Raw genomic sequence first — 14260 nt, forward strand, 5'->3', positions numbered from 1 at the left:
GTGGTTCAGTCATGGCCTTGCGCCTCGCCGCCGAGGCTGGCCGGCAGCAGGCCGTCGACGAAGGCCGCCGCCTCGAACGCCCGCAGGTCGGTGGCGGTTTCGCCCAGGCCGACGAAACGGATCGGCAGGCCGAACTCGCGCGCCAGCGCAAACACCACGCCGCCCTTGGCGGTGCCGTCGAGCTTGGTCACGACCAGGCCGGTGACGCCGACGATTTGGCGGAACTGGCGCACCTGGTTGATCGCGTTCTGGCCGGTGGTGCCGTCGATCACCATCAGCACCTCGTGCGGCGCGTCGGCGTCGAGCTTCTTCAGCACGCGGGCGATCTTGCCCAGTTCGTCCATCAGGCCGCCCTGGGTATGCAACCGGCCGGCGGTGTCGGCGATCAGCACGTCGGTGCCGCGCGAGCGCGCCGCCTGCAGCGCGTCGAAGATCACGCTGGCGGAGTCGGCGTCCTGGCCTTGCGAGATCACCGGCACCTGGTTGCGTTCGCCCCAGGTCTTCAGCTGCTCGACCGCGGCGGCGCGGAAGGTATCGCCGGCGGCCAGCATCACCGCGCGCCTTTCGTCGCGCCAGCGGCGGGCCAGCTTGCCGATGGTGGTGGTCTTGCCGGCGCCGTTGATGCCCACCACCAGCACCACGAACGGCTGCTTGCCGCGCACGTCGAGCGGCTGCTCGACCGGCTTCAACAGCGCGATCAACTCCTGACGCAGGGCGGCCAGCAAGGCGGGGGCGTCGGCGAACTCGCGCTTGTGCATGCGCTTGCGCAGACCCTCGACCAGCTCGGTGCTGGCCTCGACGCCGACGTCGGCGGTGATCAGGGTGGTTTCCAGTTCGTCGAGCAGGTCGTCGTCGAGCTTGGGGTTGCGCACGAACAGCGAGCCGAGGCTGCGCGCGAATACATTGCCGGACAACCGTTCGCGCCAGCCGCGTATGGTCGGCGCCGGTTCTTCGGCGACGGGTTTGCTGACCGGCGCCACGAAGCGCTCGGTTTCGGGCTGGGTTTCGGCGGGCGCGGGAATTTCCGCCAGTGCTTCGTGCAGCGTCGGGTCGCCGCTTTCCGGCACGCTGGCGTCGGCAGGTGCCTTGGCGTCGGCTTGCTGCGCTTCCTTGCCGGCAGGTTTTTTCTTCCAGAATTTGAGCATTGCGGCCGTGATTCAAAGACAATGGGCGGCATGCTAACACTCCAATCTGTACTGGCCGCTGAGGGTCCGGTCGCTGGGGCCGCGGCCGCATGAGCGGCGGGCGCAAGACCGCGGCGGGGCGGATCCGCATCATCGGCGGCAGCCTGCGCAATTCGCGGCTCGACGTGCCGGAGCTGCCGGGTCTGCGGCCCACCCCCGAGCGGGTGCGCGAGACGTTGTTCAACTGGCTGGCGCCGGTGATCGACGGCGCACGTTGCCTGGATCTGTGCGCGGGCACCGGCGCACTCGGCGTCGAGGCGCTGTCGCGCGGCGCGGCCGGCGTGCAGTTCGTCGAGCGCGACGCGCGCGCTGCGCAGGCGCTGCGCGCGAACCTGGCGCGACTCAAGGCCGACGCCGGCCAGGTGACGGCGCTCGACGCGGGCCTGTTCCTGCAGGGCGCGGCACAACCGTACGACCTGGTCTTCCTCGACCCGCCGTTCGCACTGGACCTGTGGCCGGCGCTGGCGCGGCAGCTGGAGCAAGGCGGCTGGCTGACTGCGCAGGGGTGGGTCTACGTGGAATCGCCGCGCGGCGATGCGCCGGTGCTGCCGCCGAACTGGCAGTTGCACCGCGAAGGGCAGGCCGGCGAGGTGTGTTTTGCGCTCTATCGGCGCGCGCTTCCGTTAAGCTAGGGTCAATACCATCCGCCGTGTCTGTCTCGTGAGCAAAACTTTGGGCAATCCGCGCCTGGCTGTCTATCCGGGAACCTTCGATCCGATCACCAACGGTCATACCGACCTGGTGACGCGGGCCGCGCCGCTGTTCGACAAGGTGGTGGTGGCGGTGGCCGACAGTTCCAGCAAGGGACCCGGCTTCAGCATCGGCGAGCGGATCACCCTGGCGCGGCTGGCGCTGGCCGACCTGCCGAACGTGGAGGTGCGCGGTTTCGACTGCCTGCTGGCCACCTTCGTCGAGCAGATCGGCGCCGGCGTGATCATTCGCGGGCTGCGCGCGGTGTCGGACTTCGAATACGAGTTCCAGCTGGCCAGCATGAACCGGCATCTGATCCCGCAGGCGGAGACGCTGTTCCTGACGCCGGCGGAACAATACAGTTTTATCTCCTCGTCGCTGGTGCGCGAGATCGGCCGCCTCGGCGGGGATATTTCCGGTTTCGTGCATCCGGCGGTACAACAGGCCATGCGGCAGCGCTGGCAGAAGGGCCGGACCGGCCACAACAAGCAACCCGAAACGGAAGGTGATAACCATGCGTAAGTTCGCTCTCATTGCTGTCGTCGCGCTGGTCGCCAGCCTGGCCCTGAGCGCCTGCGGCAAACACGATGACAGCCAGCAGGCGGGCCAGCAGGCCAGCCAGCAGGCGACCAAGCCGACTGATCCGAACGACACCAAGGCGTGGAACGCCTATCTCGGCCAGATCGTGCAGAACAACATGCAGGGCATGAAGGCCGACCGTCCGTACCCGTACCTGGTGCCGGCCGGTGATTCCGAGGAAGCCGTGGCCGGTCGTGGCCGCCAGTTGTCGAACGTGCAGGACACCGTCGCGCGCGGCGTGCTGCCGGGCAACATGCTGGTGTTCGCCGGTCCGGATTCGGCCAAGACCGCCGACCTGGTGGCCGAGGCGTTCAAGGATGCCAAGCCCGGTTCGTTCAAGGACGTGATCATCCTGTTCATCGGCGACCAGGCCGACCAGCAGCGTGTCGACGACGTGCTGAAGCCGACCGGCGCCACGGTCCGTTTCGTCGCGATGTAAGCGCGGTCGCCGCGCCGGCGGCGCCGGCGCAGCTCCGCAGCAGCGCCCTCGGCCTTGCACGAGGGCGCTGGATGCTTGGTCGCTGCGAGGTCGCCAGCGCACCGGCACGCTCTCCCCAGGCGTCGCACCCCAGCATGTAGTATCGACCGATGTCCCTGAAAATCCTCGACACCTGCGTCAATTGCGACGTCTGCGAACCGGCTTGCCCGAACAAGGCAATCTCGCTGGGCGAGGAGTTTTACGTGATCGACCCCGCGTTGTGCACCGAGTGCGTCGGTCATCATGACGAACCGCAGTGCGTGGTGGTGTGCCCGGTCGAATGCATCATCAGCGATCCGGACCACGTCGAATCGCGCGAGCAGCTTGAACTCAAGTACCGCCACCTGATGGCGAAGGAGTCCGCGGCATGAGGTTTTCCATGAGCTGGCGACGGCCGTTGTCGGGCGTTTTGTCGTTGAGCCTTCTTCTGGTCGGCGGCGCCGCATTTGCCGCCGATGGCGCGCCGAAGACGGCGCCGGCTGCAGCGACCCGCGCCGCGCAGCAGCGTCCCGGCCATGCGGCCATCGCCAGCGCGAACTTCCATGCCACCGAAGCCGGCCTCGAAGTGCTGGCCAAGGGCGGTAACGCGTTCGATGCGGCAGTCGCGGTGGCGGCCACGTTGTCGGTGGTGGAGCCGGAGAGTTCCGGCATCGGCGGCGGCTTCATGGCGGTGCTGCACCGGGCAAAGGACGGCCGCAATGTCTTCATCGACGCGCGCGAGACCGCGCCGGCTGCGGTGAATCCGAAGGATTACCTCAACCCTGACGGCAGCCCGAATCGCGATACCGCGCTGAAGGGGCCGCTGTCGGCCGGCATTCCGGGCCAGCCGGCCGGCCTGGTGCTGATCGCCAAACGCTACGGCCGCCTGTCGCTGCAGCAGTCGCTGGCGCCGGCGATCCGCATCGCCCGCGACGGCTTCGAACCGGATGCGCGCCTGCGCGGCGCGATCGCCAGCATGCAGAAGGACCTCTCACGCTGGCCCGCTTCGGCGGCGAAGTATCTGCCGAACGGCAAGCCGCCGGCGGAAGGTGCGATCTGGCGCGACCCGGACCAGGCACGCACGCTGGAACTGATGGCGGCCCACGGCGACGACGGCTTCTATCTCGGCGAGACGGCGCAGAAGCTGGTTACCGCGGTGCGTGCGGCCGGCGGCAACTGGACGCTGGCCGATCTGGCGAACTACCGGGCGAAAGAGCGCACGCCGATCAGCGTGGACTATCGCGGCTACAAGATCATCACCGCGCCGCCGCCGTCGTCCGGCGGCGTGGCGATTGCCGAGATCCTCAACATCCTGTCCGGCTACGACCTGACCAAGATGGACCAGGCCACGCGCGTGCACTACATCGTCGAGGCGATGCGCCGCGCGTTCCGCGACCACAACGATTACCTGGGCGACCCGGATTTCGTGCAGATGCCGCTGGACATGCTGTTGTCGCCGTACTACGCCGACGGCCTGCGCCAGGGCATCCTGCACGACAAGGCCACGCCGTCGTCGATGCTGCCGCGCGCCGAGGCGCCCGAGCCGGGCATGCACACCACGCATTTCTCGATCATCGACGCCGACGGCAACATGGCCGCGGTGACCTCGACGGTGAACTACACGATGGGCTCCAGCTTCGTTGCCGCCGGTACCGGCGTGCTGCTGAACGACGAGATGGACGATTTCGCGCTGGTGCCGAACAAGCCGAACGTGTACGGCCTGCTCGGCAGCGTGGCGAACGCGCCGAAGGGCGGCAAGCGCATGCTGTCGTCGATGTCGCCGAGCATCGTGATCGGCGCCGACCGCACCGCGGTGATCGGTTCGCCCGGCGGCTCGACCATCATCACCCAGGTGCTGGAAGGCATCCTGCATTTCATCGACGGCGAGAGCGCACAGCAGATCGCCGCGCACAAGCGCTTCCATCACCAGTACCTGCCGGACGTGGTGAACGTGGAAGAGGGCACCTTCGACGCCGCCACCAGCGATGCGCTGACGAAGATGGGCTACACGCTGAAGCCGCGCGAATCGTGGGGCTTCATGAACGTGGTCACCTGGGACCGCAAGACCAACCAGCTCGACGCCGCCAGCGACCCGCGCCGGCCGTCGGGGCTGGGCAAGGTGCAGTAAGGTCAGACCATGGAACTGTTCTCGCTACTCGGCAATTCGCAGCAACTGGATGGCGGCGCCATGTTTGCTCGGCCCATCCATGGGCCTCGCCCTGCGCTGCGCGCAGGGCCGCCTGCGGCGTCCGGATTCGTTCCAGACGAATCCGTGGCAACGGGATACTGATTTCGTCATGAAACTATTCTCGCTACTCGGCAACTCGCAGCAACTCGATGGCGGCGCCATGTTTGGCAATGCTCCGAAGGCGCTGTGGTCGCGCTGGATCGCGCCGGATGCGGAGAACCGGATTCCGCTGGCCTGCCGTTGCCTGCTGGTGAAGGATCTGGACGGCCGCAACGTGCTGTTCGAGACCGGCATCGGCGCGTTCTTCGAGCCGGCGTTGCGTGAGCGCTATGGCGTGGTCGAGTCGCGGCATGTGCTGCTGGACTCGCTGGCCGAGGTCGGGCTCACTCACGAAGACATCGACGTGGTGGTGCTGTCGCACCTGCACTTCGATCACGCCGGCGGCCTGCTGGCGGCGTGGGAGGAAGGCCAGCCGCTGCGGCTGCTGTTTCCGAATGCGCGCTTCGTGGTGGGCGCGGAGCATTGGCGTCGTGCGCTGAAGCCGCATCCGCGCGACCGTGCCTCGTTCGTGCCGGAACTGCAGCCGTTGCTGGAAGCCAGCGGCCGGCTGGAACTGGTCGACGGCGAATATTCGCGGACGCTGGGCGAGTCGGTGCGCTTGTTCTTTTCGGACGGCCATACGCCGGGCCTGATGCTGGCCGAAGTCGGCGGCGTGGTGTTCTGCGCCGACCTGATCCCGGGCCGCTTCTGGGTGCACCTGCCGATCACCATGGGCTACGACCGCTGGCCGGAGAAGCTGATCGACGAGAAGCGCGTGTTCCTGGAAGACAAGCTGGCGCGCGACGTGCGGTTGTTCTTCACGCACGACCACGCTTGCGCGCTGGCGCGGGTGACGCGCGACGAGCGTGGCCGTTTTGGCAGCACCGACGAGCAGCGCACGCTGCAAGGTGTTCCGCCGTATCACCAGGCTGGAGCGGCTTGATGGACTTGCGCCAGGGAATATCCATGCGTGGGCTGGGGTTGAACGTCATCGGCGCCCTGCTGGTACTGGCCGGGATCGGCCTGGTGGCGATGACCGCCCGCAGCCTGCTGAACTACCGCGCGGTGGCCAGCCTGCATGGTGGCGAGGTGATCGATCTTGGGGCGAATGCGCAGCCGGGGGCCGGGCAGCACGGCTCCATGGTGCGCGTGGTCGGCACGCCGGCCGTGGTGGAGGCGCCGCACGATCCGGATTTCAACCTGCGCGCGAATACCCCGGTGCTGGTGCGTCACGTGGAGATGTTCCAGTGGCGCGAGGTGCGTGTCGGCAGCAACGTGCATTACGAACTGGACTGGGTCGACCACCTGCTCGATGCCAATCACTTCGAGGACCCGAAGGGGCACGCGAATCCGGTCGGTTTCCCGGTCAGCGGCAAGCAGTTCGATGCCGGCCTGGTGCAGATCGACGGGTTCAAGCTGGGGCCCGTGCTGCTGCACGCGATACCGGGTACGCAGCGGATCACGCCGGATCCCGGCTCCTTGCCGGAAAACCTCGCGGCGAGTTTCAGCCGTTACCAGGATTACCTGGTGACCAGCGCACGGCCGGGCGATCCGCGGCTGGGCGACGTGCGGGTGAGCTGGAACGAAGTGCCCCTGCAGGTGCTGACCGTCGTCGGGCGCATCGACGGCGACCGGCTGGTGGCGGCCACCGACGCCGCCGACGGCAAGGGTTACGTCGTGCAGGTCGGCGACGTGCCGGTACTGGACATCTTTCCGGATTTGCCGGTTCCACCCGAGTTCGTGTTGAGCTGGCGGATTCTGGCCGTGCTGCTGGCCTCGCTGGGCGCGTTCCTGCTGCTCTCGGCCCAGCGCGACCGGCGCGATCCGCAGCTGGCCCTTGGGCTGGGCGCGCTGGCCGTGGGCATCGTGGCCAGCGTGTTGTGGCTTGGCGACGATGCGCGGACCATGTACGGCTGGCTGGCGTTGACGGTATTCGGCCTCTTGCTTACCGGATGGCGGCTGCGCCGCGCACGCTAGCGTGCGACCGGCAACCCGGCTCCGCGCTTGCCTTTACGCCGTAGCCGGCTTTCCACTGGCGGAGGCGAAGACCTGATCGGCCCACTGCGTGGCCCCCAGGTAGATCGTGGCCATTCGCTGGATGCGCTGCGGCATGGCGTGTTCGCTGGTCAGCTCGCCGGCTTCCCAGGCGAGGATCTGTTTCAGCAATGGCGCAAACGGGCCGCCGCGGCCGGTCAGCGCGTCGCTGATTTCAGGTACCAGCCGCAGATGGGTCAGCAGGAATTCCATCGGTGCGCACATCAAGGTGTCGAGCAACGAGAACAGGCCCACGGTGAAGGCCATCTCCGGATGGCCGTTGGGCATGCCGCTGGCCAGCTTCTCGCACATGTGGGCACGGATCAGTGCGGCGCGCAGGAGCTCCGGTGGGCGATCGTCCATGCCGCACATGGACATGGTGTCGATCCAGTTGCGCATGCGCGTGACGCCGAAGAAGATCGCGGCCTGCTGCACCGACTTCAGTTGCCGCGGCAGCGCGAAGTAGGCCGAGTTGACGCAGCTGAGCAGCTTGTAGCTGAGCACCGCGTCGTCGCGGATGATGTTGCCCAGTTCCACCGGCCCGGGATTGCTTTCCTGCAGCACGCGCATCAGGCGCAGCATGCTCAACCGGTTGGCGGTAAGCACGGGCACCGCGACCGGTTGCGGGATCAGCAGGTAGCGTCCCTGGATCGCCTCAAGCGGCAATTCCATGCAGCGTTCGTAGGTCGGGTGGTCGTTGACCTGGCCGGCAATCACCTGGATCCCGCGCAGGCGCAGGTGCTCGGCATGCTCTTTCAGCCGCTCCGGCGTCAGGCGGCTGGCATCCAGACGGACCAGCTGCACCATCTGCAGCAGCATTTCGAGCGGCAGGCTGCTTTCCAGGTCGGCGCCGGTCGCGTCGAGCATGAATTGGCAGCCACGCTGCGCCATCTGCTGCAGACGCTTCATCAGCGGCGCGTCGGTGGCCACGTGCGGCTGCAGCACCACGCCGAGCCGCGGCTGGTGCAGCAACACGTCGGAATCTTCCGGCAACAATTCGGCCGGCATGTTCAGGAACGCGCGATTGCCACGCACCAGCCGGGTCAGCGCGCCGTCAGTGATGGTCGACAGCACGCATTGCAACAGGGTCTGTTCGTCACCGGGTTCGCGATGGAACACGATCTCGTAGGCGAACAGCTGGCGTTCGCGGTCGAGCATCGGTACGCGCAATACCGGCAGCGGGGCCGACGTCGGCATGCCATCGTGACTTGGTGCGCCGGTGGAGGGAGCGGCAGCGGTGGAGGCGTTGAGGTTGCTCATGATCAGTCATCGCGGTTAACGCGAAGGCATGCCAGGGGGCGGCTGCTTCGCGGTCAGTGGGAAGATCATCTGCGCGGGCAGGTGGCCGTGCCGTCTCTCATTTCGATGTCATACCGCAGCCAGAACTTGCGAGCGCAAGCTGGCATGCAACTCGCCGGAGCGGCCGTACAGTTCGCTTTCGCCGGTGTGTCCCGTCAACACCGCCAGCGCCCGGCGCGTCTGGCTCAGCCGCTGGCTGACCACGCTGCCGTTGCGCTGGTTGAGCAGGTGGCAATACTGCAGCCTCTGCACGACCTTGCTCCAGGTCGACGTCGACGCCGCCGCTACGGCCGGTTGTTCGCATGCCAGCTGCTGGCGTTCGGCGTCGAGTTGTTCCAGTTGCAGCATGAGGGCCTGCTTGCGCGTGCCGGCCTGATCCAGTGCGTCGCTGTCGCGCGCGTCCAGTGCCGCACGTTCGGCTTCAAGCACCTGGGCGAGCTGGTCGACCGCTTGCTGCATGTCGCCCAGTACGGCGGCGAGCGCATCGTTCAGTTCGTGCTGCAGTGGCCGGCTCATGCCTTGCCTGTACCACCGAGCTGCTGTTCCAGTGCGAGCATGCGATCGGCGATGCGGCCGGCATCGACCTTGTAACTGCCGTCGGCCACTGCCTGGCGCAGTTGCTCCACCCGCTGCGAGTCGATCGCGGAAGTGTCGCCGGTGCGGGCGGCTTCCTGCAGCGCAAGGGCCGAGTCGGTCAGCTTGAGCTGGTCGTCGGCCTTGGGCGCGGTGGCGGCGGAATCCGCCGGATTGGCAGCCGTCGTGGCCGGGCCGTTGCCCGAACTGCCGGTGGCCTGCGTGAATTTCGGCAAGCCGTTGTTGGGAATCGTTGTATTCATGGGTCCGTTCTCGCTGGGGTGTGGCCCTGTAACTGTCAGATCGGCCGGTTTCGCGGAAACTTTAGCGGCGATTGGCGAAAGTAGCGGCGTCAGGTTTGCGGGTTCATGGCAGCGCGACCACCATGCCGGGGGCGCTGACCATCGCGTCGACCACCTTGCCCGAGCTTTCATTGCGCACCCGCAGCCGGGCACCGTTGTCGCCGCTACCCATCGCCACGCCGGCCGCGCGCACTTCGATGCCGTCGAGCCTGGCCACCATTTCCACGCGGTCGCCGGCGCGCACCATGCGCCGGCCGCCCAGGGCGCCGGGCGAAAGCACGCTGCCGCTGGCCAGCGAGCGGGTCAGCGTGCGGCCGGCCACCTGGGCGAGATTCTCTATGTAGCCGTAGCCGAGCCGGGTGACGTCCTGCTCTTCGGCGCGCACATCCGCGGCGCTCAAGCCGTCGCCACGCTGCAGCGGCCGGCTGGCCACCAGCACGCTGCGGAACAGCTGCAGCTTCAGCGGCACCCGCACGGTCCAGCCGCCGGCTTGTGGGCACTGCACCCGTACCGTCATGCGGGGAGATGCCGCCACGTACTGGGGAACTGCGGCACGCAGCGGCTCACGACAGGCGACCAGATGCAGGCGCAGGTCGAGCGGCGCGGAGCTGACCACGACGCGACTGCCTGGCAGCGCGTAGTGGTCGCGCACGGCCTGTTCGGCCACGGCACGCACGTCATCGAGCGATTGCGTCGCGGCCGATGCGCCGTCGGCGTGGGCGCTTCCGGGCCATGGCGCGCCGAGCCACAGCATGGCGGTCAGCAAGCCGGCGGCGATGCTGCGGCGTTCCTTCATGCGTCCGCCAACAGGGCGCCGAGTTGCCCCAGCAGGGCCTCGCGCCCGGACTCCATCTGCTGCGACAACGCGGTGGCCTGTTCGAGTTGGCCATCGCACAGCAGCGTGACGAAGCGGCTGCCCTGTTCGCACAATCGGGCGCCGCTGTCGTTCAGGCCTGCGCTGGCGGGGTGGCCCTGGTACAGGGCGCCCAGCCGGTCGATGCTGCGGTTGATCGTGTGGGTATCGAACCAGCGCCGGTCCAGCGCGCCCGGTTCCAGCAGCGCCAGTTCCATCGCCTGGCGCAGGTTCACTGCCGCCTCGCGCAGGGTCAGGCTGAGGCTGGCCGGGTCGCTGCCGCTTTCGCCTTCCAGCCAGTCCAGCCCCAGCCGGTGCGCCAGCAAGGCGGCGCGGTGCAGCGAGTCGGACTGGCGGCGCGCCTCGTTGCCGCGGCGCTGCAGGGCGCCGAGCGCGGCCTGGGCCGCGGTGGCGCGTGCATGTTGCACGTCGTGGTTCTGCTGCAGCTTGTGGATGCGTCCGCTCGCCGCGCGCAGGACTTCGCCGCCCTCGCGCAGGGTGACGCCGGACTGGCCGACCCCGGTCTGCGCGCGTTCGAGCTGTTGCAGGCCGTGTTGCACATCGCCGTCCAGTTGCAGCGAAAAGTCGCCGATCGAACCGGTGACCGTCTCGATTTCAGTGGTGGTGAGCGTGGTTTTTTCCGCCAGCTGCTTGACCTCGTCGGCCACCACGGCAAAGCCGCGGCCCGCTTCGCCGGCACGCGCGGCCTCGATCGCCGCGTTCAACGCCACCAGGTTGGTCTGGTGCGCGATCTCCTGCACCACGCCGGTCAGCTTGCGGATCTGCGCGACCTGCTCGGCCAGCTTGCTCTGGTTGCGGTTCATCGCCGACAGCGCGCTGCGCAGCAGCCGCAACTGGCCGTCGAGCTCGCTGACGCTGTGTTCGCCGGCCTGTCCGGCCTGGCTGGCCTGGTCCAGGTCGGTGCCGATCTGCTGCAGCGCCGTCGAGATACCGGCGCTGCCATCCGTCAAACGATCGACGCTGCCGCGGCCTTCGCCGGCGGCCTTCTCCAGCGCCGCCTGCTCGCGCGACAGCTGCTGTACCGCACCGAGCACCAGGCTCTGCTGTTCCACGGTCTGCAGTGCCACGGAGGCGGGCGGGCGGCTGGCGACACGGGCAAGCAGCGGCGCCAGCGCCCGCGCCGTGCGCGGGTACCTGCGCCGCAGCGCGGCGACCTGGGCATCGTCGCCTGCGGCAGCGGCCTCCACCAGGGCAATGAGGTGCTGGTTCCAGATCAAGCTCATGGGGCGGACATCACCTTGTGTATGGCGCGGGAGTGCAACCGCTGCATCGACAGAAACCTTCGGAACTTGAGAAAGCAAGTCGCATGCCATCGAGACTGCACGGCAATGGCCGCTCAAGCTTGCCGGATCGCGGCCGATAGCCATCGCGTACAGCCGCCACGGCGGCAACGCACTCGAGGAGTCCGCATGGGCGGCACGTTGCTGGAAAAAGTGGAGCAGCACACCCGGCTGGCCGGGCACAACCGCGTGGCGATGCTGCTGTTCCGGCTGGGCGACGAGCAGCTGTTCGGCATCAACGTGTTCAAGGTGCGCGAGGTTCTGCGCCGCCCGCCGCTGGAACGCATGCCGGGCGTGCATGCCTTGTTGGCCGGCAGCTGCGACTATCGCGGGCAGACCATTCCGGTGATCGATCTGGCCGCCGCACTGGGCTACGCGCCGCTGCGCGATGTGGAGTCGGCACACCTGATGGTGACCGAGTTCAGCCGCTCGGTGCAGGGCTTCCTGGTGGCGGACCTGCAGCGCATGGTGCAGTGCGCAGGTGAAACGCTGGTGGCGCCGCCCAGCAACCTGGGCTTCGGCGCGCGGGTCAATGCGGTGACCCGGATCGACGGCGCGCTGATGGCGGTCGTCGACGTGGAGCATGTGCTGGCCAGCATCGACGCGGCGCCGGCCGAGCTGTCCGTGCAGATGCAGCGCGTGGCCGGCGCCCGTTCGCTGGCTCCGCGACGGGTGATGCTGGTCGACGATTCGCTGATTGTCCGTCGTCGGCTGGTGAACCTGTTCAAGCAGATGAATATCGAATGCGTGGTGGCGACGGATGGCCGCGAGGCGCTCGACCGCCTGCTGGAACTTGCCGCGGCCGATCCGGTCGACGGAGTCAGGCTGGTGGTGTCGGACATCGAGATGCCGCGACTGGACGGCTATGCGCTGACCCGCGCGATCCGCGAGGCGCCAAGCCTGCGCCAGCTCAAGGTGGTGCTGCACAGTTCGCTCAGCGGCATCTTCAACGAGGCGATGGTGAAGGAGGTCAAGGCCGACGGCTTCGTCGCCAAGTTCCAGCCGGATCTGCTGGCGCAAGCGGTGCTGGAACTGTTGCCCGAGCCGGCGCCGGCGGACTGACGTTCCGGCGGCCCGCTCCGCCCGGCGTCAACAATCCGTCTTTCGCCGCCGCCGCTGCGGTGGCGGCACCGTTGGTCGCTGCGCCAACCCAGCAGCCGCAAGGGTTTCCACCCGCTGGCATGCAATTTGCCTCCAGCTCCGTGCGGCAACTGCACGCGGAGCGAAGCGATGTCCCTGACCCCTGACAACCTTTTCGGCATTCATACCCGGGCACTGGACCTGTGGCAGCGCCGTACCGAAGTGCTGGCCAACAACCTCGCCAACGCCGACACGCCGGGCTATCTGGCCCGCGACGTCGATTTCCGCAAGGTGTTGGCGGACGCGGGCGGGGGTTCGGACAAGCTGCCGTTGCAGACGACCGCGCCCGGCCAGATCGGCGCCGCCGGACAGACGGCGGAAGGGCTGGCGTACCGCGTGCCGACCCAGCCGAGCATGGACGGCAATACCGTCGATGCGCAGGCCGAACAGGCCGCCTTCGCCGCCAATGGCGTGCACTACCAGGCCAGTCTGTCCTTCATCACCGCACAGATCCGCATGCTGCGCACCGCCATCAACGGAGGCCAGGGCTGATGTCGCTCTTCTCGATTTTCAACGTGGCCGGTTCCGGCATGGCGGCGCAGTCGCTGCGCCTGAACACGGTGGCCAGCAACCTCGCCAATGCCGACAGCGTGGCGACCACGCCGGAAGCGGCCTACCGCGCGCGCGAACCCCTGTTCGCCGCCGTGAAGAGCCGGCTGGACGGCGGCGATGCGCCGGGCGAAGGCGTGCAGGTGCTCGGCGTCACCGAGAGCCAGGCGGCGATCCCGAGCCGCTACGAACCCGGCAACCCGCTGGCCGACGCCGACGGCTATGTCTACAGCAGCAACGTCAATCCGGTGGACGAGCTGGTCAACATGATCTCCGCCTCGCGTTCGTACCAGAACAACGTCGAGGTGATGAATTCGACGCGCCAGCTGATGCAGAAGACGCTGGATCTCGGCAAGTGAGGCACGCACAAGTGAGGTGCATGCGAATGAAACCCCGGCAGATGAGGAGCGCGGCATGAGCGACATGGGTATCGCAGGCATCGGTTCGAGTGCTGCCAAGGCAGCCAGTGCGGGCAAGGACAAGACCCTGAGCCAGGCCGACTTCCTGAGCCTGCTGACGCAGCAGATGCGCAACCAGGATCCGACCAAGCCGATGGATTCGTCGCAGATGCTCAGTCAGTTGGCGCAGATCAGTCAGGTCTCGGCCACGCAGTCGCTGCAGACCTCGTTCGACAGCCTGAGCCAATCGTTGCAGGGCAATCAGCTGCTGCAGGCCAGCGGCATGGTCGGACGCAACGTCACCGTGCCCTCGGCGGCGGGCCAGCTGCAGGCCGGTGGTCTGGACGGCGCGGTCAACGTGCCCGCCGACGGCGGCACGGTGCTGGTGCAGGTCACCGACGCCGACGGCAACGTGCTGCGCACGCTGGACCTGGGCACGCCCACGTCGGGACTGGTGGCCTTCCATTGGGATGGCAAGGGCGACGACGGCACAGCGCTGCCGACGGGAACCTACGGACTGAAGGCGCAGGCGGGCACCACCGCCGTGGCCACCTATGTCAGCGGCAAGGTCAACGGCGTGGGCATGACCGGCAGCGATGGCACCTATCTGGATGTGGACGGTTTTGGCGGGGCCCTGCTGAGCCAGGTCGCACAAATCAACTGACGGCCCCACG

The 14260-nt window shown here is 67.8% G+C and carries 17 protein-coding genes; 11 read left to right on the top strand and 6 right to left on the bottom strand.

Translation table 11 applies throughout. The features are described 5' to 3' along the window. Positions 1-5 precede the first annotated feature (5 nt). Positions 6-1145, bottom strand: coding sequence for a signal recognition particle-docking protein FtsY (ftsY, locus tag ASG75_RS13345; protein WP_082547615.1), 1140 nt, complete (start codon positions 1143-1145; stop codon positions 6-8). Positions 1146-1234: 89 nt separating this feature from the next. On the opposite strand from ftsY, the gene rsmD reads away from it, so the two are divergent. From rsmD to ASG75_RS13380, 7 genes are all read left to right on the top strand, one after another. Then, positions 1235-1816 carry a 16S rRNA (guanine(966)-N(2))-methyltransferase RsmD gene (gene rsmD, locus ASG75_RS13350; RefSeq protein WP_056390346.1) on the top strand — a complete coding sequence of 194 codons (582 nt, stop codon included), beginning with the start codon at positions 1235-1237 and terminating at the stop codon, positions 1814-1816. A gap of 28 nt (positions 1817-1844) precedes the next feature. After that, positions 1845-2396, top strand: coding sequence for a pantetheine-phosphate adenylyltransferase (gene coaD / locus ASG75_RS13355; RefSeq protein ID WP_235580237.1), 552 nt, complete (start codon positions 1845-1847; stop codon positions 2394-2396). After that, the gene (locus ASG75_RS13360) at positions 2389-2892 is read left to right on the top strand and encodes a hypothetical protein (protein ID WP_056390351.1); all 504 of its coding nucleotides are present in this window, start codon (positions 2389-2391) and stop codon (positions 2890-2892) included. The genes coaD and ASG75_RS13360 overlap by 8 nt, the downstream gene beginning before the upstream one ends. A 149-nt stretch (positions 2893-3041) precedes the next feature. Beyond that, complete coding sequence (locus ASG75_RS13365; protein WP_056390353.1) at positions 3042-3302, top strand: YfhL family 4Fe-4S dicluster ferredoxin; 261 nt, start codon at positions 3042-3044, stop codon at positions 3300-3302. Beyond that, positions 3299-5038 (top strand): gamma-glutamyltransferase, encoded by a 1740-nt coding sequence (ggt, locus tag ASG75_RS13370; protein WP_056390356.1) that lies wholly within the window; start codon positions 3299-3301, stop codon positions 5036-5038. Before ASG75_RS13365 ends, ggt begins: the two co-directional genes overlap by 4 nt. A 169-nt stretch (positions 5039-5207) precedes the next feature. After that, a complete protein-coding gene (locus ASG75_RS13375; protein ID WP_056390688.1) occupies positions 5208-6080 on the top strand; it encodes an MBL fold metallo-hydrolase in 873 nt (290 codons plus the stop codon). After that, entirely contained in the window at positions 6080-7114 is a 1035-nt protein-coding gene (locus tag ASG75_RS13380; RefSeq protein ID WP_056390359.1) for a TMEM43 family protein, read from the top strand. Before ASG75_RS13375 ends, ASG75_RS13380 begins: the two co-directional genes overlap by 1 nt. Positions 7115-7147: 33 nt before the next feature. Here ASG75_RS13380 and ASG75_RS13385 read toward each other — a convergent pair whose 3' ends face one another. The 5 genes from ASG75_RS13385 to ASG75_RS13405 form a co-directional block, all read right to left on the bottom strand. Further along, positions 7148-8431 (bottom strand): HDOD domain-containing protein, encoded by a 1284-nt coding sequence (locus ASG75_RS13385; protein WP_056390362.1) that lies wholly within the window; start codon positions 8429-8431, stop codon positions 7148-7150. 108 nt (positions 8432-8539) lie between these two features. Continuing rightward, positions 8540-8986, bottom strand: a complete 447-nt coding sequence (locus ASG75_RS13390) for a flagellar protein FlgN (protein WP_056390365.1) — start codon at positions 8984-8986, stop codon at positions 8540-8542. Further along, positions 8983-9306, bottom strand: coding sequence for a flagellar biosynthesis anti-sigma factor FlgM (gene flgM / locus ASG75_RS13395; protein ID WP_056390367.1), 324 nt, complete (start codon positions 9304-9306; stop codon positions 8983-8985). Before flgM ends, ASG75_RS13390 begins: the two co-directional genes overlap by 4 nt. Positions 9307-9409: 103 nt before the next feature. Further along, complete coding sequence (flgA, locus tag ASG75_RS13400; protein ID WP_056390369.1) at positions 9410-10141, bottom strand: flagellar basal body P-ring formation chaperone FlgA; 732 nt, start codon at positions 10139-10141, stop codon at positions 9410-9412. After that, entirely contained in the window at positions 10138-11442 is a 1305-nt protein-coding gene (locus tag ASG75_RS13405) for a methyl-accepting chemotaxis protein (protein WP_056390372.1), read from the bottom strand. The genes flgA and ASG75_RS13405 overlap by 4 nt, the downstream gene beginning before the upstream one ends. A gap of 186 nt (positions 11443-11628) precedes the next feature. On the opposite strand from ASG75_RS13405, the gene ASG75_RS13410 reads away from it, so the two are divergent. The 4 genes from ASG75_RS13410 to ASG75_RS13425 all read left to right on the top strand — a co-directional run bounded on the left by ASG75_RS13410 (position 11629) and on the right by ASG75_RS13425 (position 14250). Continuing rightward, positions 11629-12561, top strand: a complete 933-nt coding sequence (locus ASG75_RS13410) for a chemotaxis protein (protein ID WP_056390378.1) — start codon at positions 11629-11631, stop codon at positions 12559-12561. 168 nt (positions 12562-12729) lie between these two features. Continuing rightward, entirely contained in the window at positions 12730-13131 is a 402-nt protein-coding gene (flgB, locus tag ASG75_RS13415; protein ID WP_056390379.1) for a flagellar basal body rod protein FlgB, read from the top strand. Next, positions 13131-13547 carry a flagellar basal body rod protein FlgC gene (gene flgC, locus ASG75_RS13420; protein ID WP_056390382.1) on the top strand — a complete coding sequence of 139 codons (417 nt, stop codon included), beginning with the start codon at positions 13131-13133 and terminating at the stop codon, positions 13545-13547. The genes flgB and flgC overlap by 1 nt, the downstream gene beginning before the upstream one ends. Positions 13548-13602: 55 nt before the next feature. Continuing rightward, positions 13603-14250 (top strand): flagellar hook capping FlgD N-terminal domain-containing protein, encoded by a 648-nt coding sequence (locus tag ASG75_RS13425; protein WP_056390385.1) that lies wholly within the window; start codon positions 13603-13605, stop codon positions 14248-14250. Positions 14251-14260 lie beyond the last annotated feature (10 nt).

This window comes from Rhodanobacter sp. Soil772, assembly GCF_001428385.1.
Taxonomy (GTDB): domain Bacteria; phylum Pseudomonadota; class Gammaproteobacteria; order Xanthomonadales; family Rhodanobacteraceae; genus Rhodanobacter.